26 protein-coding genes are annotated in these 23,695 nt (G+C 57.6%); 13 read left to right on the top strand and 13 right to left on the bottom strand.

Features of this window, described 5'->3' with window-relative positions; translation table 11 throughout:
- Positions 1–40: 40 nt before the first annotated feature.
- A complete protein-coding gene (locus ENTMO_RS0103335; RefSeq protein WP_010427248.1) occupies positions 41–1,456 on the bottom strand; it encodes an aminotransferase-like domain-containing protein in 1,416 nt (471 codons plus the stop codon).
- A 176-nt stretch (positions 1,457–1,632) separates the two neighbouring features.
- Between ENTMO_RS0103335 and ENTMO_RS24560 the strand changes: the two genes are divergently transcribed.
- The gene (locus ENTMO_RS24560; protein WP_010427246.1) at positions 1,633–1,794 is read left to right on the top strand and encodes a DUF1127 domain-containing protein; all 162 of its coding nucleotides are present in this window, start codon (positions 1,633–1,635) and stop codon (positions 1,792–1,794) included.
- Between the two features lie 89 nt (positions 1,795–1,883).
- Here ENTMO_RS24560 and pdxR read toward each other — a convergent pair whose 3' ends face one another.
- On the bottom strand, positions 1,884–3,272 hold the full coding sequence (pdxR, locus tag ENTMO_RS0103325) for a MocR-like pyridoxine biosynthesis transcription factor PdxR (RefSeq protein ID WP_010427245.1): 1,389 nt from the start codon (positions 3,270–3,272) through the stop codon (positions 1,884–1,886).
- Positions 3,273–3,374: 102 nt separating this feature from the next.
- On the opposite strand from pdxR, the gene ENTMO_RS0103320 reads away from it, so the two are divergent.
- Positions 3,375–3,854, top strand: a complete 480-nt coding sequence (locus tag ENTMO_RS0103320; RefSeq protein WP_010427243.1) for a carboxymuconolactone decarboxylase family protein — start codon at positions 3,375–3,377, stop codon at positions 3,852–3,854.
- Here the strand turns inward: ENTMO_RS0103320 and ENTMO_RS0103315 are convergent.
- Positions 3,841–4,743, bottom strand: a complete 903-nt coding sequence (locus ENTMO_RS0103315) for a LysR family transcriptional regulator (RefSeq protein WP_010427242.1) — start codon at positions 4,741–4,743, stop codon at positions 3,841–3,843. The two genes, ENTMO_RS0103320 and ENTMO_RS0103315, sit on opposite strands and share 14 nt — an antisense overlap.
- A 100-nt stretch (positions 4,744–4,843) precedes the next feature.
- Here ENTMO_RS0103315 and ENTMO_RS0103310 point away from each other — a divergent pair, with 100 nt between their 5' ends.
- Complete coding sequence (locus tag ENTMO_RS0103310; protein ID WP_010427241.1) at positions 4,844–6,259, top strand: aldehyde dehydrogenase family protein; 1,416 nt, start codon at positions 4,844–4,846, stop codon at positions 6,257–6,259.
- Between the two features lie 51 nt (positions 6,260–6,310).
- On the opposite strand, the gene ENTMO_RS0103305 is transcribed toward ENTMO_RS0103310, so the two are convergent.
- Together ENTMO_RS0103305 and ENTMO_RS0103300 are read right to left on the bottom strand one after the other, a co-directional pair.
- Entirely contained in the window at positions 6,311–6,832 is a 522-nt protein-coding gene (locus ENTMO_RS0103305; protein WP_010427240.1) for a GNAT family N-acetyltransferase, read from the bottom strand.
- 3 nt (positions 6,833–6,835) lie between these two features.
- The gene (locus ENTMO_RS0103300; protein ID WP_010427238.1) at positions 6,836–7,105 is read right to left on the bottom strand and encodes a type II toxin-antitoxin system TacA family antitoxin; all 270 of its coding nucleotides are present in this window, start codon (positions 7,103–7,105) and stop codon (positions 6,836–6,838) included.
- Between the two features lie 215 nt (positions 7,106–7,320).
- Between ENTMO_RS0103300 and ENTMO_RS0103290 the strand changes: the two genes are divergently transcribed.
- The 6 genes from ENTMO_RS0103290 (at position 7,321) to ENTMO_RS0103265 (ending at position 11,451) form a co-directional block, all read left to right on the top strand.
- Positions 7,321–7,644: an antibiotic biosynthesis monooxygenase family protein gene (locus tag ENTMO_RS0103290; RefSeq protein WP_010427234.1), complete on the top strand. Its 324-nt coding sequence runs from the start codon at positions 7,321–7,323 to the stop codon at positions 7,642–7,644.
- Positions 7,637–8,032 (top strand): amino acid-binding protein, encoded by a 396-nt coding sequence (locus tag ENTMO_RS0103285; RefSeq protein ID WP_010427232.1) that lies wholly within the window; start codon positions 7,637–7,639, stop codon positions 8,030–8,032. The genes ENTMO_RS0103290 and ENTMO_RS0103285 overlap by 8 nt, the downstream gene beginning before the upstream one ends.
- Complete coding sequence (locus ENTMO_RS0103280; protein ID WP_010427230.1) at positions 8,007–8,702, top strand: ArsR/SmtB family transcription factor; 696 nt, start codon at positions 8,007–8,009, stop codon at positions 8,700–8,702. Before ENTMO_RS0103285 ends, ENTMO_RS0103280 begins: the two co-directional genes overlap by 26 nt.
- Before the next feature lie 148 nt (positions 8,703–8,850).
- Positions 8,851–9,321: a MarR family winged helix-turn-helix transcriptional regulator gene (locus ENTMO_RS0103275; RefSeq protein ID WP_010427227.1), complete on the top strand. Its 471-nt coding sequence runs from the start codon at positions 8,851–8,853 to the stop codon at positions 9,319–9,321.
- On the top strand, positions 9,318–10,385 hold the full coding sequence (locus tag ENTMO_RS0103270) for an HlyD family secretion protein (RefSeq protein WP_029484942.1): 1,068 nt from the start codon (positions 9,318–9,320) through the stop codon (positions 10,383–10,385). The genes ENTMO_RS0103275 and ENTMO_RS0103270 overlap by 4 nt, the downstream gene beginning before the upstream one ends.
- Positions 10,375–11,451 (top strand): DUF2955 domain-containing protein, encoded by a 1,077-nt coding sequence (locus tag ENTMO_RS0103265; RefSeq protein WP_010427223.1) that lies wholly within the window; start codon positions 10,375–10,377, stop codon positions 11,449–11,451. Before ENTMO_RS0103270 ends, ENTMO_RS0103265 begins: the two co-directional genes overlap by 11 nt.
- Here the strand turns inward: ENTMO_RS0103265 and ENTMO_RS0103260 are convergent.
- Positions 11,448–12,719, bottom strand: a complete 1,272-nt coding sequence (locus ENTMO_RS0103260) for a DUF445 domain-containing protein (protein ID WP_010427221.1) — start codon at positions 12,717–12,719, stop codon at positions 11,448–11,450. The genes ENTMO_RS0103265 and ENTMO_RS0103260 overlap by 4 nt on opposite strands.
- Positions 12,720–12,889: 170 nt before the next feature.
- Between ENTMO_RS0103260 and ENTMO_RS0103255 the strand changes: the two genes are divergently transcribed.
- Together ENTMO_RS0103255 and ENTMO_RS0103250 are read left to right on the top strand one after the other, a co-directional pair.
- A complete protein-coding gene (locus ENTMO_RS0103255) occupies positions 12,890–13,177 on the top strand; it encodes a BrnT family toxin (RefSeq protein WP_010427219.1) in 288 nt (95 codons plus the stop codon).
- Positions 13,164–13,466, top strand: coding sequence for a BrnA antitoxin family protein (locus tag ENTMO_RS0103250; RefSeq protein ID WP_010427217.1), 303 nt, complete (start codon positions 13,164–13,166; stop codon positions 13,464–13,466). Before ENTMO_RS0103255 ends, ENTMO_RS0103250 begins: the two co-directional genes overlap by 14 nt.
- Positions 13,467–13,496: 30 nt before the next feature.
- Here ENTMO_RS0103250 and ENTMO_RS0103245 read toward each other — a convergent pair whose 3' ends face one another.
- Together ENTMO_RS0103245 and ENTMO_RS0103240 are read right to left on the bottom strand one after the other, a co-directional pair.
- Complete coding sequence (locus ENTMO_RS0103245) at positions 13,497–14,135, bottom strand: LysE family translocator (protein ID WP_010427215.1); 639 nt, start codon at positions 14,133–14,135, stop codon at positions 13,497–13,499.
- 47 nt (positions 14,136–14,182) lie between these two features.
- A complete protein-coding gene (locus ENTMO_RS0103240; RefSeq protein ID WP_010427213.1) occupies positions 14,183–14,926 on the bottom strand; it encodes an AraC family transcriptional regulator in 744 nt (247 codons plus the stop codon).
- A 152-nt stretch (positions 14,927–15,078) separates the two neighbouring features.
- Here ENTMO_RS0103240 and ENTMO_RS0103235 point away from each other — a divergent pair, with 152 nt between their 5' ends.
- Entirely contained in the window at positions 15,079–16,449 is a 1,371-nt protein-coding gene (locus tag ENTMO_RS0103235; protein ID WP_010427211.1) for an NAD-dependent succinate-semialdehyde dehydrogenase, read from the top strand.
- A 168-nt stretch (positions 16,450–16,617) separates the two neighbouring features.
- Here the strand turns inward: ENTMO_RS0103235 and ENTMO_RS0103230 are convergent, their stop codons facing one another.
- Entirely contained in the window at positions 16,618–17,163 is a 546-nt protein-coding gene (locus ENTMO_RS0103230; protein ID WP_010427209.1) for a YfaZ family outer membrane protein, read from the bottom strand.
- Between the two features lie 410 nt (positions 17,164–17,573).
- On the opposite strand from ENTMO_RS0103230, the gene ENTMO_RS0103225 reads away from it, so the two are divergent.
- Positions 17,574–18,932, top strand: coding sequence for an esterase-like activity of phytase family protein (locus tag ENTMO_RS0103225; protein WP_010427207.1), 1,359 nt, complete (start codon positions 17,574–17,576; stop codon positions 18,930–18,932).
- 87 nt (positions 18,933–19,019) lie between these two features.
- On the opposite strand, the gene yjiA is transcribed toward ENTMO_RS0103225, so the two are convergent.
- The 4 genes from yjiA to ENTMO_RS0103205 all read right to left on the bottom strand — a co-directional run bounded on the left by yjiA (position 19,020) and on the right by ENTMO_RS0103205 (position 23,545).
- Positions 19,020–19,973, bottom strand: a complete 954-nt coding sequence (gene yjiA, locus ENTMO_RS0103220; protein ID WP_010427205.1) for a GTPase — start codon at positions 19,971–19,973, stop codon at positions 19,020–19,022.
- A 10-nt stretch (positions 19,974–19,983) separates the two neighbouring features.
- Positions 19,984–20,187, bottom strand: coding sequence for a YbdD/YjiX family protein (locus ENTMO_RS0103215; RefSeq protein WP_003856610.1), 204 nt, complete (start codon positions 20,185–20,187; stop codon positions 19,984–19,986).
- Between the two features lie 96 nt (positions 20,188–20,283).
- Positions 20,284–22,437 (bottom strand): carbon starvation CstA family protein, encoded by a 2,154-nt coding sequence (locus ENTMO_RS0103210; protein ID WP_010427201.1) that lies wholly within the window; start codon positions 22,435–22,437, stop codon positions 20,284–20,286.
- Between the two features lie 217 nt (positions 22,438–22,654).
- The gene (locus ENTMO_RS0103205; RefSeq protein ID WP_010427199.1) at positions 22,655–23,545 is read right to left on the bottom strand and encodes a helix-turn-helix transcriptional regulator; all 891 of its coding nucleotides are present in this window, start codon (positions 23,543–23,545) and stop codon (positions 22,655–22,657) included.
- Between the last annotated feature and the right edge of the window lie 150 nt (positions 23,546–23,695).

Genomic DNA, 23,695 nt, shown 5'->3' with positions numbered 1-23,695 from the left:
GTGGCGCTTCGCTTACCGGGCCTACGGGCGATAAACCGCACTACTCCTCCATCGCAATCACGATCGCTTCTCCCATCTTCCTCAACGCCTCGCGATTTTTGTCCGTTGGCGGCAGCGCCACGTTGATCCGCAGGCAGTTGCGGTACTTCCCGGAGGCGGAAAACAGCGACCCGGCCGCGGCCTGAATCTTTAGCCGACACAGCTGCTTGCTCACGCACACCATGTCGACCTTCTCCGGCAGCTCAATCCACAGCAGGAAGCTTCCCTGAGGGCGCGTGACGCAAATCTCTGCCGGAAAATACTGCCGCACCCAGCAGGTGTAGGTTTCCATATTCTGCTGATAGATCTGACGCATACGGCGCACGTGGCGATGGTAATGGCCGTCGCGAATAAACGCCGCCACCGCCATCTGCGTGCCCGGCACGTTAAACCCGCCCGCGGCGTATTTCATGTGCATCACCCGGTCGTAATAGCGCCCCGGCACGATCCAGCCGACGCGCAGGCCCGGCGCCACGGTTTTGGTAAACGAGCTGCAGAGGATCACGCGGCCGTCGATATCCATCGAATGAATAGTGCGCGGGCGCGGGTACTCCGCCGCCAGCTCGCCGTAAATATCATCCTCAACAATCACGATGTCGTGCCGCTGGGCGAGGGCTAAAACCTGCTTTTTGCGCGCTTCCGGCATGATAAACCCGAGCGGGTTATTGCAGTTGGGCACCAGGATCACCGCCTTGATAGGCCACTGCTCCAGCGCCAGCTCGAGCGCCTCGATGCTGATCCCGGTCTCGGGATCGGTAGGAATTTCAATCGCCTTGATGTCAAACCCGCGCAGCATCTGCATGGTGCCGTGAAACGACGGCGACTCCACCGCCACGATGTCCCCCGGCTTGCACACCGAGAGCAGGGCGATCGACAGCGCGCCGTGGCAGCCGTTGGTGATGACAATCTCGTTCGCTGCCACGGTCGAGCCGCCGTCCAGCATCAGGCGGGCGATCTGCTCGCGCAGCTCCAGCCGCCCGTCAAGCACGTCATAGCTTAGCATCTCGCCCGGGTTATGCTGCGCGATGCGGCTCATCTCGCGCCATAGGGGCTTCAGGCTCGGCTGGTTAATATCCGGCGAGCCGCCGCCAAAGGAGATCATCTCTTTGTCAGCGCGGGCGTCCAGCAGCATCATCACCTCATCCCACTGGGTGACGTCCACGGGACGCTGCACCGGGCGCGTCATGGCCGGTACCGGCGGCTGGGCTTTGCGCTGCGAGACAAAATAGCCGGAGCGCGGCTGAGGGGTGATCAGCTGGAGATTTTCAAGGATCTGATAGGCCTGCTGTATGGTGCTGATACTCACGCCGTGCTCCTGGCTCAGCGTGCGCACCGACGGCAGACGTTCGCCGCTGCGATACAGCCCTTGTTCGATACGTTCCGCCAGAAGGTTGGCCAGATGTTGGTAGCGCGTCATGCTGTATCCTTTGTTTTCACCATACAGATTGTTAAACCAGTACAGATTGATGGGTAAACCGCCATGCAGATACCGTTTTAGCGGATCTGTATGGTAAACAAAAGCAGTTTTTGAATCTGTATTGTACAGACCGTTTTCCGCGATGATAACCCCACTGGTACAGTGAGGAGAGCATCATGGAATTCTACGAGAATCGTTCAAAACGTCCGTTCGTCGTGTTTATCTGGATCGGCAAAACGATCTGCAACTGGTATCGCATCAATCGTACTCGCCGCATATTGAGCCAGATGAGCGACGAGCAGCTTAAGGACGTTGGGTTGTCGCGGCATGATGTATGAGCCGCGTCATCGCCCGGTGGCGCTACGCTTACCGGGCCTACGGGTGCCATATGTAGGCCGGGTAAGGCGAAGCCGCCACCCGGCGATTTTCAGCTCAACAGCGCAAGCGTCTGCCGTTTCGGCCTTTCCAGCAACTCCAGCGCCTCCTGATACGACCGCACGTTGTTATAGCCCATCACCAGCCCGTAGCGTTTGCCCGAACCACGATACCACTCCGACAGCGCATTGACCTGCAGCTGCTGTTCCTGCCAGCAGCGCGCCACGTCCCGGTCGCCGCTTCCTTTGGTGAGAAACGCCACGATATGCATCCCGCCGTCGTTTTGCTCGGTGAAAAACAGATCGCCATACACCTCGCGCAGGGCGGCAATCATCCAGTCGCGGCGGGTCTGATACAGGGAGCGCATCTTTTTCAGGTGGCGGAAGAAATGCCCCTCGTTGAGAAACGCGGTGAGGATCTTTTGCGTCAGCACCGGCTGGCCGCTGGTGGTAATATCTGCGCAGTCGGTAAAAGCCCCAACGGTGCTGGCGGGCATCACCACGTAGCCCATGCGCAGCGACGGCATGATGGTTTTACTGAAGGTCCCCATAAAAATCACCCGGTCATGCTGGTCGAGGCTTTTCAGCGACGGCAGCACCTTGCGGGTGTAGTGAAACTCCCCGTCGTAATCGTCTTCGATAATCCACGCCGCGTTCTGGCTGGCCCAGTCGAGCAACTGCTGCTTGCGCGGCAGGGAGAGCGTGACCGCCAGCGGGCTCTGGTGCGACGGGGTGACGATGGCAAAACGGGCGTCGCGATGGTGACGGAGCAGGTATTCCGTGTCGATACCGCTGCGATCGACCGGCACGGTGTGCAGGCGAGGCACGATCCGCTTGAGCAACTGCTGGCCCATAAAATAGCCCGGATCTTCAAACACCACCTTGTCGCTGCGGCTGGCAAGCGTGTCGAGGATCAACCGCAGGCTGCCGCTGTAGCCGCTGGTGATCAGCACCTGCTCGGCGGTGCAGGAGAGCCCGCGCGAGATGTTCAGATAGCTGGCGATGGCCTGGCGCAGCGGATACCAGCCCAGCACCGGTGGGTTGAGCATCTCCTCCTGACGCATGGCGCGCGTCGCCTGGCCTGCCAGCAGCAGCCATTTTTTATACGGAAAGCTGTCGAGGGCAGGGATGCCGGGGCGCAGAAACCCAGCTCGTTCGCGCTGGCTGATGAGCGATGCCGGAAGCGTGCCGGTGGGCTGTTCCGCAGGGGCAGCCTTGTCCGGTAACAGTAAATCCGGGTTCACCCGCGTGCCGCGCGCGCCCTGGCTTACCAGATACCCTTCGCCCGTCAGGATGGCATACGCCGTTTCGACGGTTTTGCGCGCCACCTTCAACTCTTCGGCCAGCACGCGGATGGCAGGGACCTTATCGCCCGGCTTAAGCACGCCGCGCGTGATGTTGTCGCGATAGCGGGAATAAATCTCGTGATAGCCCGGCTTCATGTCCTACCTCGTTTCACGCTTTTTGTATCTTTTTACTATGTCATGAACGGCGTAGATTTGCCTCATCGCATGACACATACAGTGTAAATTAGAGGAAAGACCATGAGCACTCGCGTCAACCACCACAAAGCCACACCTGCCCTCGCCAACGCCCTGTCCGCCCTGAGCATGGAGGTGGCAAAAACCTCCATCGACCCGGCGCTGAAGCACCTGATCGACATTCGCGTATCGCAGCTGAACGGCTGCACCTTCTGCCTGGATATGCACTCGAAAGAGGCCAAAATCGCCGGTGAGCGCGAGCTGCGTCTGTACCATCTGGCGGCCTGGCGCGAGTCCCCGCTGTTCAGCGCCCGAGAGAAAGCCGCGCTGGCGTTCACCGAAGCGCTGACCCAAATCGGCGTTCACGGCGTGAGCGATGCGCTCTACCGCAGCGTGGCGGAACATTTCTCGGACGTTGAGATTTCAGAGCTGAACTTCGCCATCGTGGCGATCAACGCCTGGAACCGTCTGGGGATCACCTCCCGCATGGAACCCGGCTCGCTGGATGCGGCTTACGGGCTGAATAAGGCTAACCTGGAATAATCCCGCGCTCGCGGATCATCGCCACCAGCGCCCGTAGCCCTGGCGGAACGAGGCGATGGCCGGGGTAATACAGGCGCAGCCCGGCAAAGGGCTGCGCCCAGTCGTTTAAGACGCTCACCAGTTCTCCCCGCTCAAGCTCTTCCCGGATATACAGTTCTGGCAAAAATCCCACCCCTAATCCCGCTTTCACGGCGCGGATCGAGGCGAAAAGATCGGACGGCGCAAAGCGCGGCGGCACGGCAAGGGCATACGTTTCACCCCGACGCGCCAGCTCCCAGCGGTAGATCCCGCCGTGGGCCATGCGCATGCCGATCCCCTGATGTGAAAGCAGATCGTCCGGCGTCTGCGGAATGCCGTGGCGTGCAAAATAGTCCGGCGTGGCTGTGACCAGCTGGCGGATCTCCCCGGTCAGCGGCACGGCGATCATGGCCTGCGGCACGGACTCCTCCAGGCGGATCCCCGCGTCATAGCCTTCCGCGACGATGTCGATCAGTCGCGCTTCGCTGGCGGTCTCTACGCGCATCTTCGGGTAGCGGATCATAAAGTCGATCAGCAGCTGGTCCAGAAACAGGGTGCCGATATGGTTCGGCACGGTCAGGCGCAGCGGGCCGGTAAGTTCCCCGGCGTCACTGTGGATCTCCTCGCCGGCGAGACGGATCTCCTGCAGAGCCGGGCCGATACGCGCCACGTAGCGCTGTCCGGCGTCGGTGAGTGCCACGCTGCGGGTGGTGCGGTGAAAGAGGCGCGTTTCAAGGCGGCTTTCAAGCCCGGCGATGGCGTTGCTGACCGCCGTGGCGGACATCCCAAGCTCCTGCGCCGCGCCGCGAAAGCTGCCGCGCCGCACGACGGCCATCACTACTTCCAGCTCTGTCAGACCTGAACGATGCATAGATTATCCTGAAAATCGAAACAACCCTTGCAGCATAGCGTGGATTATCGCAACGGAGAAGCCGTGCCAGACTGTGCTCACACAGCCTGAGGAGGTTTATATGCACACCATCGAACAGATCTTTATTAACGGCGAATTTGTTACCCCGCACGGCACCGAGTGGTTTGATTTGTACAACCCGGCGACGGCGCGGGTCATCGGCCAGGTTCGTCTGGCGGATGAGGTCGACGCAGAGCGCGCCATTGCGGCGGCAAAAGCGGCGTTTCCGGCGTGGTCGCAGACCACAAAGCAGGAACGCATCGCAGCGCTAAAACGTATGCACGCCGCCGTGGCCGCTCGCCACGACGATCTACTGGAAGCGGTCATTGAAGAGTACGGTGCCCCCGCCTCGCGCTCGGCGTGGATGGCCAGCTATCCGGCAGAGGTGATTGCTCAGGCCATTGAGGCGCTGGAGGCGTTTGCATTCGTCACCTCCGCAGGCGCAGCCACGGTGCAGATGACGCCGCTTGGCGTGGCCGGGCTTATCACGCCGTGGAACAGCGACGCGGGCTTTATCTGTGGCAAGCTGGCGGCCGCGCTGGCGGCGGGCTGTACGGCAGTCATCAAGCCGAGCGAAATGAGCGCTCTGCAAACGCAGATCGTCACCGAAGCGCTGCGCGATGCCGCGCTGCCGCCGGGCGTGTTTAACATCGTCACCGGGCGCGGCGAGACGGTAGGTGAAACCATCAGCCGCCATCCGGACGTGGCAAAAATCTCGTTTACCGGCTCCACGAATACCGGTAAGGCGATCCTGCGCAATGCGGCGGAGAGCTTTAAGCGCGTGACCCTGGAGTTAGGCGGTAAATCGCCGACGATCCTGTTGGATGATGTGGAGCTGACTCAGGCGATCCTGCTGGCGATCCAGTCCGGGTTTATGAACAGCGGGCAGGCGTGCGTAGCCGGGACGCGTATTCTGGTGCCCCGGTCGCGCCAGGCAGAAATTGAAGCCGCGCTGGCGCAGGCCGTGGCGGCGGTGAAATCCGGCGACCCGCGCGATAGCGCGACAGAGATCGGCCCGATGGTCAGCGAGAAGCAGTGGCTGCAGGTGCAGGGGTATATCCGCAAAGGGATCGAAGAGGGGGCACGCCTGCTGGCGGGCGGCGAAGGGCGACCGGACGGAACGCGAGACGGCTGGTTTGTGCGCCCGACGCTGTTTGCCGACGTGAACAACCAGATGACGGTTGCCCGCGACGAGATCTTCGGCCCGGTGCTGTGCGTAATCCCGTACCAGGACGAGGCGGAGGCGATCGCCATTGCCAATGACACAGAATATGGACTGAGCGCGATGGTGCTGGGCGGCGATGCGGACCGTGCGCGACGCGTGGCGCAGCAGATTGTTTCCGGTCGCGTGCTGGTGAACACGCTTGCCCATGAGCCGAAAGCGCCGTTCGGCGGGTTCAAGCACTCCGGCGTGGGGCGCGAGATGGGCGAGTGGGGGATTCGGGCATTTATGGAGCCGAGGTCGGTTCTGGGTTAAGTCTGTTGAAGGTCATGCACGCCCCGCAAGCCGGGGCGTTACGTGCCGGGATCACTCTTCAAACACCCTCTCAAAGGTTTTCGTCGGTAAGAACAGCGTGAATGCATTCTCGGCCAGGAGAGGTATGAACCCCATTTTGAGGTAAAAATCTTTGGCTTTATGGTTGAGTGCTTCAACAAACAGGCCATGAATGCCGACGGCAAAGGAGGCCAAATAAACGGTCTTCATGGCATGAATAACGAGTAATTCTCCATAGCCTTGCCCCTGAATACGTTTATCAATCGCCAGACGGCCAAGGGTGACGCTCGGTACATTTTTATAAGGAATACGTTTTTGCTGAGTTTTTGAGGGCAGGTAAGCCTTTTCAAAACAGCTTCCGGAGAGCGTGTAAAAGCCCAGAATACGCGGTTTTGTCTCTCGTGTGGTGAGGACATAACCCCGCAAAAACTTTCCACGATGCTGGCGTTTCAGGTGCTCCGTCAGGAAAGTGTTAAGACTCTCTTCTCCGCAATCGAACTGGCTTAGGTCGTACTCAACGTCTTCTGAAAAAATCCCTATCTTCACGTCGTTCACGTTTTACTCCATATCCAGGAGACGCTTAGCCGCTTGCTTCAGGCGGTCATTTGGCGCAGGCGGATTGCTAATGGCATCCATCACCGTATTCCAGGATGCTTCGCTAAGGACCAGGCGGCGGTGCTGGTCAATGACCTCTGCTGCGCGTTCAGAGGCTGTGCTGACCATGAATTGTGAAATCGACTGGTTTGTCATTGCCGCCGCTTCTTCGATCATGTTTTTGTCATCTTCGGTTAACCGGAGATCGATGCGCTGCTTCTTCAGTGCTGACATGGTTTCATTCTCAATCTTTATCCGGGCTTTACGCCTCGTTTACAGGCAAAAATAATGTACGGCATTTATCCGTACGTTAATCATAGGTGCGTCATCACCGGAATTCAACGAGAAGTTGAGCGCAGCGCCATCTGTCTTAACACTTCGCTCCTTACCGAAGCATTGTGCTTTTTCCTCCTGCATTCTCTCCTCACCCTCACAACGGAGAGACACCCATGATTGCAGTCCTTTTTGAAGCCAAAGCGGAGCCTCATCATCAGGCGCGCTACCTGCAGCTTGCCGCCGAACTGAAGCCTTTGCTGGCGGACATCGACGGCTTTATTGATATCGAACGTTTTCAGAGCCTGACCACCGACGGCAAAATTCTCTCGCTCTCCTGGTGGCGTGACGAAGAGGCTATCCTTCGCTGGAAGCAGAACGCGTTTCACCAGGTGGCGCAGGCCGAAGGGCGCGAGTCGGTTTTCGCGTACTACCGCATTCGCGTGGCGCAGGTGGTGCGAGAATATACTTCTGAAACCGGGGGGCATAGCGATGTATGACGTTCATGTGATTTTCTGCGATATCCCCGGTGAACTGGCGCGCTTTGGACAGCTGCTGGGGCGCAGCGGCGTGGGGCTGGAAGGCGGCGGCGTATTTGGAACGCATGCCCATTTCCTGGTGGAAGAGGGAGAAAAAGCCCGTCGTGTGCTGACCGATGGCGGGTTCAACGTGCAGGCCGTACGCAAGCCGGTCATCAGAAAACTCAAACAGGAGCGTCCTGGAGAGCTGGGTGAAATTGCGGCGGCGCTGGCCGCAAAGGGCGTGTCAATCCTGACCCAGTACAGCGACCATGCGAATCACCTTATTCTGCTGACGGATGATGATAAGCTGGCCGCAGAGATCACCGAACCTTGGGCGACGTATGTTAAAGACGAGCTTACCCCCTGATAACAGTGCGGCGCTGGAGCAGGCCGTTGCGGCTGTGGCGGCGGCAATGGCCGATCCGTCGCGCGTGAAGATGCTCTGCGCCCTGATGGACGGGCGGGCGTGGACGGCTACCGAACTGAGCGCGGCGGCAGACGTTGCGCCGTCGACCGCCAGCGGGCATCTCGCGCGGCTGGAGGAGGGAAAGCTGATTACCTGCCTGTCTCAGGGGCGGCATCGCTACTATCGCCTGGCGGGACACGACGTGGCGGCGCTGGTCGAGCAGATGATGGGGCTCTCCTGGAGCCGCATCACGCCGCCGGAAACCTCCGCGCCGAAAGCCCTGCGTGAAGCCCGGACCTGCTACGATCATCTTGCCGGAACGGTGGCGGTGCAGATCTATGAATTCATGCAGGCGGAAGGCTGGCTTGAGGCAGGCGGTTCAGCGCTCACGCTACATGGCCGCGAGCAGTTCCTGACGCTCGGTATTGCGTTAAATTCCAATCCCCGTCGCAAGGCCTGCTGTGCCTGTCTGGACTGGAGCGAGCGGCGGTTTCATCTTGGCGGCGAAGCCGGCGCGGCGCTGTTGATTTATCTGGAAAATAAAGGCTGGATCCAGCGGGTGGCGGGGTACCGGGAGGTGGTGGTGACGGCTTCGGGGAAAAGTGCCTTCAGGAAGTATTTTAGCCGCTAAACTTTGCTGCGGACTTGTGCCCTCACCCCGGCCCTCTCCCACGGGGAGAGGGAGACATCATTTCGCAATTCCTGCGCTTTAACTTCTCGTTTCTTGATACTTATCCTGATAACTATTATCTTGCTTGCGTGTAACGAGAGGTTTCCCCATGAGTGAAGAAGAACTGTTCTGCCGCAGGCCGATGGGCATGCGGATGGCGATGATCGTGCGCCAGTGGCGTGCCGTCATCGACGATGCCATTCTCGATACCGGGTTAACCCAGTCGAGCTGGACGGTAATGATGCAGCTTCATCAGCTCGGGGATAACGTCTCCATGACTGAGCTGGCGGAGGTGCAGGGCATTGAACTGCCGCCGCTGATGCGCACCCTGACACAGCTTGAAAAGCAGGGTTACCTGCTGCGCGCCGTATCGCCTTATGACAAGCGCATCCGGCTTCTGACGTTGACGCCTGAAGGAAAAGCCATATTAAAAAGGCTCACTCAGGTGATTGAGACATATCAGGCGCGCGTATCGCAAAACATCGCGCCGGAACATATCGAGATTTTCAGCGCCACGTTAAATCAAATCGCCTGCAATTTGCGGACAATCCGCGAAGAAGATAACAAGACCGAAAAATAATGACTCCTGAACAAAAGTTTGCCCGCTGGGTAAGGGTGAGTATTGCCTCTTTCCTGCTGATGTTTGTGTACTTTATCGTCGCGGATATCTGGATCCCGCTGACGCCGGACTCCACCGTGATGCGCGTGGTAACGCCGGTTTCTCCGCGCGTCTCCGGCTATGTGGCGGCGGTACATGTCCACAACAACAGCCAGGTGAGGAAAGGCGATCTGCTGTTTGAACTCGACAACACGCCGTTTCGCAACAAAGTGGAAGCGGCGCAAATCGCGCTTGAGCAGGCACGCCTGTCTAACGAACAGCTGGATGCGCAGATCGCGTCCGCGCAGGCCAGCCTGAAAACCGCCGTGCTGACCGCGCGTAACGACAAAGTGACCTTCGACCGCTACCAGAAGCTGAGCACCCTGCAGAACGTCTCGCAGGCGGATCTGGATAAGGTCCGTACCACCTGGCAGAGCAGCGAGCAGTCCGTCAGTTCCATTCAGGCCAACATCCATAACCTGCGTATTCAGCGCGGCGAGCGGGATGAGCACCGCAACGTGACGCTGCAAAAATACCGCAACGCGCTGGATGACGCGGAGCTGAATCTCGGCTGGACGAAAGTTTACGCAGAAGCGGACGGCACGGTGAGTAACTTACAGTTAAGCCCTGGCTTTTACGCTTCGTCCGGCTCAGCCGCGCTGGCGCTGGTGAACAACCAGACCGATATCGTCGCCGATTTCCGCGAGAAGAGCCTGCGCCACACCCATCAGGGCACCGACGCCGCTGTGGTGTTTGACGCCTTCCCGGGACAGGTATTCCGCGCCCACGTGACCAGCAGCGACGCGGGGATCCTCGCCGGACAAGAAGCGGTTAACGGTGAACTCTCCGAACCGGAGACCTCCAACCGCTGGGTGCGCGATGCCCAACGCATGCGCATTCACGTCGCGCTGGACGAGGCGCTGCCGAAGCATCTGCCGACCGGCGCACGCGCCACCGTGCAGCTCTATAACAGCGAGGGGCCGTTTGCGCGCTTCTTCTCCGGGATGCAGATCCACCTGGTGAGCCTGCTTCACTATGTCTATTAGCACCCTGGCGCGGGTGTTTACCCCGCACGGCAATATCGTCTACACGGCAAACGACTTTCGCCAGACCCTGCGCATCGTCTTTGCCGGGATGATTGCGCTCAGCATCTCCAGCTTCTACAACACCAGCTACGGCGTGTTTTTTGTGGTCTACCCGATCATGCTGCTGTCGCTGGTGCCGGTGTTTAACCGCCACGTGGCGAAGCAGTTTATCTTCAGCGCCGCGCTTAACTGCGTCGAAATGATCTTCATCATCGGCTATCTGTCGCAATGGCCGGTCCTCATGACGCTGGTGGTGTTTGCCCTGTACGTGATGCGTTTTCGCTTTATGAGCAAGGGGCCGCTGTTTCTGTTTGGCTCAATGGGCGTGGTATGCCAGAGCGTGATGCTCAATTTTATGAGCTACCCCATTACCAACTGGCACACGCTGCTGTTTTCCAACATCGAAGCGAGCATCATGGCGGTGTGCCTGAGCGCGCTGATGAACTATCTGCTGCCGGACGTGGAGCCCCGCAAGCCGCCGCCGCTGATTGAGAAAGACGATGCTCGCGTGCGCCACGAATCGCTGCTCTCCGGCACCGTCGCGACGCTGATATTCGTGGTGTTCCAGATTAGCGACTTAAGCGATTCGCTCTCCGCGCTGATGGCGGGGATTTTGATTCTGTTCCCCATGCACTACCGCGGTTCGGTGATGAGCTCTATCTGGCGCGTGGTCGGCGTGGTGCTGGGCTGCCTCTATATTCTGGTGGTGCAGCTGATCCTCTACGATCACAGCAGCCATATGCTATTGATGATGCCCCTGATTGGCCTCGGGCTGGCGTTTGGCGCGCGCCTGCACGTGATGGAGAAGGTGGGAGCGGGCGTGGGGTTTTCCAGTATTACCACCATCGGCATTATGTTCGGGCAGAACATGCATCCGGACACCGACCTGGTGTTCAGCGATCTTTATCGCATCACGTCCGTCACCTTTTCGCTGGTAGCAACGCTGACGATGGTATTTCTGGTGCACCTGATCCTTAACCGCTTTGAGGCGACGCGTTACCTCATCGCGCCGCCTAAAGCAGACTAATGCCCCAGCACGGCAGGCAGTTGCGAGAGTAAAAACAGGATCAGGCCAATCGTCCCGCCCACCAGCGTGCCGTTGACGCGGATGAACTGCAGATCTTTACCGATATTCAGCTCTATCTGGCGGGACATGTCTTTGGCGTCCCAGCTTTTGACCGTGTCGCTGATGTGGCGCGTCAGGAACGCGGCAAAATCCGGTGCGACGCGATGGGCGGCCTGCTCCAGATGTTCATTCAGCGAAGCCTGCAGGTTAACGTCGTTTGTCAGCGTTTCACCGAACCACTGACCGGCATTAGCAACGCGCTGCTTCACGCGGGAATCCTCGCTCTGCATATCCGCTTTCAGCCACTGGCGCAGGTCAGCCCACATCTCGCCCAGATAGCGGTTAAACGCCTCATCGTTTTTAAGGTAGTGCTTGATGTTGTCGGCTTTCGCCGCCATCTCCGGATCGGTTTTCAGGTTGTCGATAAGCTTCAGCGTAGCGCGGTCAAATGCCTGGCGGATCTGGTGCGTGCGGTCGTGGCTGATATCGTCCAGCAGCGTATTCACCGCGTTCGACACCATCTCCGCGCTTTGATCGCCCAGCCACTCGGTGGGCAGTACCATCGCTTTGCGCGGATGTTCGGTCTTCAGCCAGTGGACTATCTGGTCAGAGATAAATTCCCGCGTGCTCTCCCGCTGAATCAAGGTAATCAGGCGGTTGATGATCGCATCCAGCAGCACCTGGTGGCGGTTGTTTTTGGTCATGCTCTCCAGCATGACGGCGCTGGTTTCGGTGAGATCGACCTTATCGATGGCCTTATGCACCGCCCGTTTGAGCAATCGCTGAATGCGCCCGTCGTCGGTGAGTTCCAGAAAACCGCTCATCACCTGAATCAAATGCTGCCCGACGCGCTGCGCGTTATCCGGCTGTCTGAACCAGGTGCCGATCATTTTTGCCGGTTCATAGCGGCGGATCAACGCCACCAGCGACTGGGTATCCAGAAACTTCTCCTGCACGAACTGGCCGAGATTGTCGCCGATTCGGTCCTTATTACGCGGGATGATCGCCGTATGACGCGAAATAAACGGAATGGGCACCCGGCGAAACAGCGCAACCACGGCAAACCAGTCTGCCAGCGCGCCGACCATCGCCGCCTCGGCAATGGCCTTCACGCCGCGCACCCAGAAGGTCTGCGGCAGGAACAGGGTGGTGATAAACGCTGCGGCAGCAATCAGCAGCAGCGACAGCGCGAGAAGCTTGGCGCGTTTGAGTTCGGTATGTTTTTCCATGGGTTAAGAATAGAGGGTTGTGAGGGGAAAGTGCAAAGAAGGAGAAGGAGCTTCGCGTTTCAGCTTCTGGAATGCGCCTTCAGAAATTGAAATTGAACGATGTCGACTGGTTTAATTTATGAACGTTTTGTATATGCTTTTTTGTATATACAATAAAGGAAGGGTACACTATGCCAACGGAGTTTGAATGGGATACCAACAAAGCGAAAAGCAATCTCATTAAGCACGGGATCCGCTTTGAAGAGGCTGTTCTGGTGTTTGACGATCCTTACCATTTATCTTTGCAGGATCGGCATGAAAATGGAGAGTTCCGTTGGCAGACCATTGGCCTTGTACATGGTCTAATTGTCATTATGGTCGCACACACGGTACGTTTTGAAAGTGGTGACGAAGTCATTCGAATCATTAGCGCACGAAAGGCGGACCGTAAAGAGAGGAGCCGTTATGAGCATGGTTAAACATAAACGCGGTAGTGCGCCTGAGGTTAGTACTCGTCGGGAGGCTGAGCTCAAAGCACTAGCCGAAAAATCGGAAGCAGAGATTGATTACAGCGATATCCCTGCCACGGATGATGAACACTGGTCAGGGGCGGTGCGAGGGAAGTTCTATCGACCACTCAAAACTCAGGCGTCTGTACGTATCGACGCTGACGTGATGGAGTGGCTTAAACGGCCTGGAAAAGGTTACCAGACGAGGCTCAATGCCATTTTGCGTGAAGCAATGCTGCGCGATCAAAACAAAAAATAAGCAACGGGCGGCGTCAGGCTGCCCGCTATCTCAGCGTATAATTTCCAGCAACCGCCACATCACCCACCCACCAAACCCCATCAGCACCACCCCTGCCGTGCGCTCAATCCACCACAGCGAACGGCTGAGCCTCTGCTGGACCGCGGGCAGCCCCATCAGCGACACCAGCGCCAGATCCCACACCAGCACCACCATCACCATCCAGACGCCGCAGGTCGCCTGCTGAAGCAGCGTGATGTCCGGCCCCAGCAGCGCCGTCATCAGCGCCAGATAGAACAGCGCATTCTTCGGATTAAGGAGCGCCGAGCCGAGCCCCAGCAGGATCTGCTTACGCAGCGAGGGAAAGCGCTGATGGGTTTCATTCAGCGCCAGCGCTTGCGGGCGGCTGCGCACCAGATGCGAGCCGATCCACAGCAGGTACAGCGCGCCGGAGAGCTCGATAAGCGTAAACAGCCACGTAAACTGGCGCAGCGCGCTCCAGCCGAGAATCACCAGCAGGATGTACACCCCGTTGCCTGCGGCGATGCCGAAGCACAGTCCAGCGCTGCCGCGCACCCGATAGCGCGCGGCGTAGCCTACCAGCAGGAAGAAATCCGGGCCCGGGCTTAGCAGGGCAACAAAGTGCGCCAGCGCCAGGGCGAGAAAAGCGGAAGGGAATAACAGTTCCATAGCGACCTCAGTTAACAATCTGAGGTCAGAGTACGGCGCTGCAGAACCTATTTATTGTCTGATATTGATCGGCCCGTGGCGTACTGGCGCGGCGTGGCGGCGGTATAGCTCACGAAGGTCTTATGAAAATGGCTCTGGTCGGCAAAACCGCTCTGGTAGCCAACGTCGGCAATATCATCCCCGGCGCGTAGCCGCGCTTTGGCGTATTCCACGCGGGAGATGTTGAGGAAGCTGCCCGGCGTCAGGCCGGTGTCCTGCTTGAAGATGCGAATCAGCGTCTCCTTGCGCAGCGAAAAGCGTTGAGCAAGCTCGTCAAGCGAAGGTGGTGCAGCTAGGTCGGAAAGGAATGCCGCCTGAACCTGCTGGCTGGTTGAACGAGGCGCCTCTGCGTTATCTGTGCCGCGGGGAAGGGCAGAAAGCAGCATGTCCAGGGCTGCTGAAGACAGCGTCTCGACAACGTCCAGGTACTGGGCAAACAGGTGAGGGCTACGAATCACCTGTAGCGCCAAAGGAAGCTCTGTGTCGATATAGAGCATATGGTAGCTGCGCGGTTGCCCGGCGACGGGGTTGCAGCTGTGCGGCGCACAGGCCGGGATCACGATGACGTCCCCGGGATGAAGGATGTACTCTCTGTCGTAACATACGCAGCAGGTCTGGCCCTCCACAATCGCGCCGATGGAAAGCTGAGGGTGACTATGGCGTTTGTACGCCTGGGTGCTCTGCCAGGTGCTGCGCAGCTCAAGGCCTGAGGCGCGGTGAAAAGTCTGACGGACGTGTCGGGTATCGGTCATGGGCGCTCCTTCTGAAGGTTTTTTATACCACGTCAGCGAACCCTCTGGCAGCGCTTCATTAAGAACCTTCCGGATATACCCAACTTTACGCCCACAGCCAGTCATTGTTGACTACCCTTAATACCCTAAGCGGTAAAACAAGGAGATTCGACATGGCCTATCAGACAGTAAATCCTGCCACTAACCAGCTCATCAAAGAATACCCCTCACATACCGATGCGGATATCGAAGCGGCGCTCAAGGCGGCCGATGCGCTTTACCATTCGGACTGGGCGAAAGGCGACATCAGCCAGCGCCTGCCGGTGCTGCATAAGCTTGCCGACCTGATTGACGCGCGCGTGGAGGATCTGGCGAAAATCGCCAGCCAGGAGATGGGTAAGCTCATCGAACAGAGTCGCGGCGAGATGAAGCTGTGCGCGCAGATCGCTCGCTACTACGCCGACAACGCGAAGCGTTTCCTTGCCCCAGTGAAGTACGACTCTGAGCTCGGGGAAGCGTGGGTGGAGCACCACCCCATCGGCGTGCTGATGGCCGTTGAGCCGTGGAACTTCCCGTACTACCAGCTGATGCGCGTCCTGGCGCCAAACCTGGCGGCGGGCAACCCGGTGATCGCCAAGCATGCCAGCATCGTGCCGCACTGCGCCGAAACCTTTGCCCACCTGGTGCGCGAGGCGGGAGCGCCGGAAGGGACATGGACCAACCTGTTTATCTCTTCGGATCAGGTGGCACATATTATTGCCGACGATCGCGTGCAGGGGGCGGCGCTGACCGGTTCCGAAAAAGCGGGCAGCGTTGTAGCGGCGCAGGCGGCGAAGCACATCAAGAAATCTACGCTCGAACTGGGCGGTAACGATGTGTTCGTGGTGCTGGACGATGCCGACCTTGATAAAGCCGTGAAGATCGGCGTTAACGCGCGGCTCAACAATGCCGGACAGGTTTGTACGGCGGCGAAGCGCTTTATCCTGCACGAGAAGATTGCTGATACGTTCCTGAGCAAATTCACCGAGGCGTTTAAGCAGGTGAAGATAGGCGATCCGCTGGACGAAACCACCACGCTGGGGCCGCTGTCGTCTAAAGACGCGCTCGAAACGCTGACCAAACAGGTTAACGAGGCGGTGAAAAACGGCGCGACGCTGCACCATGGTGGCAAGCCCGTACAGCGTGACGGGAGCTTCTTCGAACCGACGATCCTGACGAATATCTCCCGCGACAACCCGGCGTACTTCGAAGAATTCTTCGGCCCGGTAGCGCAGATGTACGTCGTGAAAAGCGACGACGAGGCGGTTGCGCTGGCTAACGACTCGCACTACGGCCTGGGCGGCGCGGTATTCAGCCAGGATATTGAGCGTGCGAAGAAAATGGCGTCGCGGATTGAGACCGGGATGGTGTATATCAACTGGCTCACCGATACCGCGGCAGAACTGCCGTTTGGCGGCGTGAAGCGGTCCGGTTACGGTCGCGAGCTGTCGGATCTGGGGATCAAAGAGTTTGTGAACCAGAAGCTGGTGGTGGTGCGTAAGTAAGAGGTAATAAAAAACCTGCCAACCGGCAGGTTTTCCATGAAGAGTACTATACCCTTTCTTGCCGGGTGGCGCTGCGCTTACCCGGCCTACAATGTGCAATAGTATCAATAGATTGCACAGTTCATTGTAGGCCCGTGCAAGCGTAGCGCCGCCGGGCGTAATACAGCCTTAGAAGCTCACGCCGCCGCCCACGTACGCACCGTCAATCAGGGTGTGGTTTGGACGACCATCTTTGCCGTCAACGCTCACGTGGCGGTAACCCACTTTCAGCGTAACCGGTTTGATTGGGGTCCAGCTTACACCGCCGTTAGCTTCAACATAGTTTTTCACGCTGTTGTTCAGCCCGTCAGGCGCAACGTAACCTTCGCCGAAGACCTTGATGCTATCGGTCAGAGCAACGTTCACGCCGCCGCCGATTGGGAACGCCACGCCGTTATCGCCTTTTTTCGGGCCAACATAGAGAGCCTTAGCGCCTGCGTTCAACATCACGGGGCCGACTTCAACGTTGTAGCCTGCACCTACGCCACCGGTCGTGGTGCCGTCATCGGTATTTTTCAGCCAGTTGCCTTCGGTATACAGGCCGGAGGTAGATTTACCCATTTCCACATTCAGGTTGGTAAAGTTTTTACCCTGCTCAATGCTGCCGCCCATTGCCAGTGCGGAGCCAGATACCGCGGTCAGAGCGGAAAGGATAAGTACGTTAAGCGTTTTCATGAGTGTTCCTCGTTATCAAATTAATCTGAGGGCACCTTAACAACGGATGTTTATGACTGCAAATGTGATATCTATCGCAGTTTTATGCTGTTTTTGTTGGGGGTTTAATCTTTATCTGTTGCCAAATTGTTTGTTTAGAAGGTCGTCAATGACAAATAAATTCGCGTTTAGGAACAGTTTAGATTTTTGGCTAAACGACAACTGAACGAGGCAAAGAAAGCCATTTGAGATGAATTAATTGAGTTTCTAATAATTTCCAAAAGTGTTTCAGTTGTCACAGATAAAGACAGAGGTTTACATTTCTGGTGGTTGCTATACGTAATTTTGTGCAGATCCGTCGTCCTTTCATGTCGTTTTTCTGACACGTTTCTTCATTACGGTGTTGGCTTCACTAACTGGATGCTAACAACATGAAAAGAAAAATCATTCCTGTACTCGTGGGCTGTGCGCTCTCATTCTCTGCCGTGGCGGCACAACCTACCGCAGAGCGCTATATCGTCAGCTTCCCTGAAGGCTCGCATGTGAAATACAGCGGCGCGTTTGCCAGCGCGTTTCCGAACGGACTCCCGGTAGGGATTGGCTCTGGCCTGCTGTTTACCGGCAAACAGGGGGACGCCCTGACCTTTGCGACCGTGACCGATCGCGGTCCCAACGCCGATGCGCCAAAAAGAGGTAAAAACGAAGCCAAAATATTTGTCACGCCAGATTTCGCGCCGCTGCTGATGACCATTCGCGTCCAGAACGGCAAGGCAGAGGCAACGGATGCCCGTCCGCTGCATGACGATAAAGGCGAGATTAACGGTCTGCCGCTGCAAAGCGGCGTGATTGGCTCCACCAATGAAGTGGCATTCAGCGACACGCTAAACATTCTGAAGGGCGACAACCGCGGGCTGGACACGGAAGGCATCACGCCGGACGGCAAAGGCGGCTACTGGCTGTGCGACGAGTATGGCCCGTTCCTGATTAACGTCGACAGCAAAGGGAAGATCCTGGCGATCCACGGGCCGCAGGCGGCGGAAGGGGAGAAATCCATCGCGGGCGGTCTGCCAAACATTATCAAATGGCGTCAGGCGAATCGGGGCTTTGAAGGCCTGACCCGCATGCCGGACGGGCGGATTATCGCCGCCGTGCAAAGTACGCTGGATATCGACGGTAAGAGCAAAAAGCAGGCGCTGTTTACGCGTCTGGTGAGCTTCGACCCGGCGACCGGGAAAACCGCGATGTACGGTTACCCTATCGACAGTGCGGCCTACAGCAAAAACAGCGACGCCAAAATCGGCGACATCGTGGCGCTCGATGACCAGCACATTCTGCTGATTGAGCAGGGAAGCGATAAAAACGACGGGATGCGTAACCTGATTTATAAGGTGGATCTCAGTAAGGCGAGCGACCTGAGCGCCTTTGACAAGCCGGGCGAGTACCCGGAGTTTGATGATGAGAAAACTCTGGCGCAGCGTGGCATAACGCTTGCTGCAAAAACGCAGGTTGTTGATTTGCGCGCGCTCGGCTGGCAGCAGGAGAAGGCCGAAGGGCTGGCGCTGATCGACAGCAAAACGCTTGCGGTGGCGAACGATAACGACTTTGGCGTGAAGGTGGCGATGCAAAATCCTGTCGAGGGCAAGAAGCTCAAGGATTATCGGGTGAATGCGGAAGGCAAGCTGACGCTGGATGATAAACCGGTGGAAACCACGCTCAGCGTGAAGCCGCTGAAGAAGCCGGAGTCTGACAGCGAGCTGTGGATAGTGACGCTGCCGGAGGCGGTGAAATAAGTATCCCCCTCACCCCAGCCCTCTCCCTCAAGGGAGAGGGGGGGTCTGTGCAGGCAATATTTTATGGGCAGAGGGGATACATAGCGGTTATTTCTTCAGCCCTGCAAACGCCGCCCGAATTTCCTCTTCCGGCAGCTGGATGCCAATAAACACCATCACGCTGTGCGGCGGTTCATCGCCCCACGGCCTGTCCCAGTCGGCGCTGTACAGGCGCTGTACGCCCTGAAACAGCAGGCGGTTCGGCTCGCCGTCAATCCACAGCATCCCTTTGTAGCGCAGCAGCTTGTCGGCAAACGACAGCAGCAGGTTCTCCATCACGCGCGAAACCTCACCGATGTCCACCGGATAGTCCAGCTCCACCACAGTCGACGCCACGTCGTTTTGCTTGTCTCCCATAAAGTGGAAGCGCGGTTTTGCGGTGACGTTCTCTTCCAGCATAAAGCCGTGGGTATTGAACAGCTGAGAAAGATCGATGTCGCCATGCGTCACCGTGTAAACCGGCGCGCGGGAGTTAATGCGGGTCAGACGCTCGCGCAGCTTAACGCTTTCGCCCGCCACGTCGGTTTTGGTCAGCAGGATGCGGTCGGCGTAGCCCACCTGAGACTGGGCGATGGTGAACTGGTTCATCTGCTCGTCGGCGTGGACCGCATCGACCAGGGCAATGACGCCGTCCAGCAGATAGCGCTGGCAGAGGATCTCGTGCGAGAAAAAGGTCTGAATAATCGGGCCGGGGTCGGCCATGCCGGTGCACTCGATCACCAGACGGTCAAAGTCGATTTCACCGCGGTCGCGGCTGTCGAGCAGGTCCAGCAGGGCGTCTTCCAGCTCGTTAGAGCGGGTACAGCAGATGCAGCCGTTGGTCAGGGTTTTGATCTGGGTGGCGCGATCGCCGATCAGCTGGTCGTCAACGGAGACTTCGCCGAACTCGTTTTCGATGACGGCGATTTTGAAGCCGTGCTGTTCATTCAGGATGTGGCGCAGCAGGGTGGTTTTACCGGCGCCGAGAAAACCGGTCAGCAGGGTAACGGCAATCGGGGTCATGGTCTCTCCTTTAGCAGCAGCGGACGCCGCCTTCTCCACTTCCGCCGTAGCGCGCTTCCTGCCGCTCGCGGAAGAATTCGGTGTAGGTCATGTACGGCTTATCCGGATGGTTGGTCTTCATATGCTCAACGTAGTTGTCATAGTCCGGAATGCCAATCAGCATTTTTGCCGCCTGACCGAGGTATTTTTTTGCTTCGCCTAAATTACCAAACATTGTGGGTTCCAGACAGAAAAAGCCCGGTGGCGCTACGCTTACCGGGCCTACAGTTTCTGTGTAGGGCGGGTCAGCGTAGCGCCACCCGCCATTTTTTTAATGGTGTGAAGAGGTCTTCACGCCGCCTTCCGGCACCGGCACGTACGGGGTCTCTTTATCCGTACGACCGTCGGCGTTGCGCACGTTCATCCAGGTTTTGATGCCGTAGAAGATGATGCTGTACACCACCACCAGGAACAGAATGCTCAGACCCGCGTTGGTGTAGTTGTTCACCACGATATGGTTCATGTTGGCAATCTGCTGCGCGGTCAGATCCGCGCCGCCTGCGGCAATCTTCTCTTTGTACTGGTTAGCCATGAAGAAGAAGCCTTCCAGCTGCGGGTTGGCGCTGAACAGCTTCAGGCCAAGCGCCCAGGTGGTGCAGAGCAGCAGCCACAGCGCAGGTACCACGGTGACCCAGATGTATTTGGTGCGTTTCATCTTCACGAGGACCACGGTACCGAGCACCAGAGCAACGGCTGCGAGCATCTGGTTAGAGATACCGAACAGCGGCCACAGGCTCTTCACGCCGCCGAGCGGGTCGACAACGCCCTGATACAGCAGGTAGCCCCACAGGCCGACGCAGCCCGCGGTACCCAGAATGCCCGCCACCAGAGAGTCTGTTTTCTTCAGGAACGGCACGAAGTTACCGAGCAGGTCCTGCAGCATGAAGCGGCCCGCACGGGTACCCGCATCCAGCGCGGTCAGGATGAACAGCGCTTCGAACAGAATACCGAAGTGGTACCAGAAGCCCATGTCCGCCCACGGCAGCACTTTGTGGAACACGTGCGCGATACCGACGGCCAGCGTCGGTGCGCCACCGGCGCGGTTCAGCACGGACGGTTCGCCGATGTCTTTCGCGGTCTGCATGATCTGCTCAGGCGAAATCACGAAGCCCGAGGAGCTGACGGTCGCCGCCGCGTGTGCGCTTGCGTCTTTCAGCTGCGCCATAATCAGCGCCGCGTTGTCACCGCCCATCTCGTGCAGGTTTGGCATGGTAATGCCGAGGCCAGCAGGCGGGGTGTTCATCGCGAAGTACAGACCCGGTTCGATAATGGAGGCTGCAACCAGCGCCATGATCGCCACGAAGGACTCCATCAGCATTGCGCCGTAGCCGATCAGACGCGCATCTTTCTCGTTCGCCAGCAGCTTAGGCGTGGTACCGGAGGCAATCAGGGCGTGGAAGCCAGAGACCGCACCGCAGGCGATGGTGATGAACAGGAACGGGAACAGGGCGCCTTTCCACAGCGGGCCGGTGCCGTCGATGTACTGCGTTACCGCAGGCATTTTCAGGTCCGGGTTAATCACCAGGATGCCGATCGCCAGACCGACGATAACGCCGATTTTCAGGAAGGTCGCCAGGTAGTCACGCGGGGCCAGAATCAGCCAGACCGGCAGCAGCGCGGAGATAAACGCATAGCCAATCAGCGCGAAGGTAATGGTGGTGTCCTTGAAGGTCAGCGCCGGGCCCCAGTACGGGTCGTGCGCAATCACGCCGCCGAAGTAGATGGAGGCCACCAGCAGAACGATACCAATCACCGACACTTCACCCACGCGTCCCGGTCTCAGGAAGCGCATGTAGATACCCATGAACAGCGCAATCGGCACGGTTGAGCAGACGGTGAAGACGCCCCATGGGCTTTCGGCCAATGCTTTCACCACGATCAGGGCCAGCACCGCGAGGATGATGATCATAATCAGGAAGCAGCCGAACAGGGCGATAGTCCCCGGCACGCGGCCCATCTCTTCTTTGACCATCTCACCCAGAGAGGCACCGTTACGGCGAGAAGAGATAAACAGCACCATAAAGTCCTGCACCGCACCTGCCAGCACTACGCCAGCGAGCAGCCACAGGGTACCCGGCAGGTAGCCCATCTGCGCGGCCAGCACCGGGCCGACCAGCGGGCCTGCACCAGCGATAGCGGCAAAGTGGTGACCAAACAGCACGTAGCGGTTGGTTGGCACGTAGTTCAGGCCGTCATTGTTAATGACCGCCGGCGTGGCGCGCGTCGGGTCGAGCTTCATGACCTTCTGCGCGATGTACAAGCTGTAGTAGCGATAAGCCACAAGATAGACGGAAACGGACGCGACCACGATCCACAGGGCGCTTACGTGTTCGCCCCGGCGTAATGCGACAACCGCCAGACAAAAAGCGCCGAGGATCCCGAGTAAGGCCCAGGGCACGTGCTTCAGTAGTTTTTTAGTATCCATAGTAAGACCTGGTTTTTTATGTAAAGAAAAAAGGGTCAGGGTTCGTTGTGAGGAGGTATTGATTAATGCTGGAGCGATCGTGCCAGATCCTCGCGCGTGTAAAGGACGGTAAATGAGTGAGTGGTTGAAAGTGATGGGTGAGCGGTCAAAGGTGAGGGCGAGTGGTTCAGGCTCGCCGCCGGTGGGAGAAAATTTGTGATTTCGATCACGCAGTTAGCTATACCGTGCACTCAGCCAGATAGGTTGTCAGGGTCGTCACCAGCTTTTCCCTCAGCCAGGCAGGTTCTAAAATGTGAATATTTGGCAGCCAGTACAAAAGCAGCGGCAAAATTTGGTTCTCATGTGCTGCCTGACAGCGGAGCGTGACGCCATCGTGATGGTCTTCCAGCAGCTCTTGTTCCGGCAGGAGATCGCGTCGCATAAAGTAATGGGAAATATTATCGTTGATAAATATTTTCACTTCGAAAGTATCTTCAGAGACCCAGGGATCGAGACTTTTTTCCAGTAGTTCAATCACGCTCTCTTCAGGAATAAATGTCGTGCCCTGAATATCCATCCAGCGAATCTGGCTCAGCGAAAAGGATTTTAACCTGCTATTTTCGGTGGCTTGTAAATACCATATATTTTTTTTGTTAATGAGTTTGTAAGGATTAATCAGACGGGTTTTACCTTTATAAACGATCTGACAAACATTATGGTTTTTAATCGATTTCTCAATTTTCGGTAAATAACGACCAATATCACGGTGTACGGTGTGCTCAGCGTCGTTGCCAAGAATAAGAATATGATTTTCATCAACGCGGTTTTCGAGTTTCTGCCAAAATTCGGTATTACGATCGGGAAAAAAGTTATCAGCATTCAGGAAGTTAGCAAGGGTGTGGTGCAGTCCTTGCGAGCCGGGAGATTGCGCTGAATGAATGAGCCGATATAGCCCATTTCCGGTATGTTCAACAATCGGGGAGAGTGCATTTAAATCGCGGTAGACAGTGCGCTCGGTGAGGGGAAAGTTATCCATGAGCGCACTGCGGTTTACCACACCGTGTAAATGTAGCTCAACCAGAATATCGACCAGACGTTCAGCCGAGCGGCTCCGCGTCGATTTAGCCATAAGGTCTTCCTGTATATTGGGGTCGGCGCTGAATGATGCGGGTAGCACTGACACGGGGTGTCAGTATTCAGGCACAGAAAATTTCTCTTATGGTTATATAACGGCGTGCTTTAGCGGAAACCTTAGGGGTTTTTTGTAGAAAGCCCCGCC

This window comes from Enterobacter mori LMG 25706 (assembly GCF_000211415.1).
Lineage (GTDB): Bacteria > Pseudomonadota > Gammaproteobacteria > Enterobacterales > Enterobacteriaceae > Enterobacter > Enterobacter mori.
This window is presented reverse-complemented; position numbering and strand designations above follow the sequence as displayed.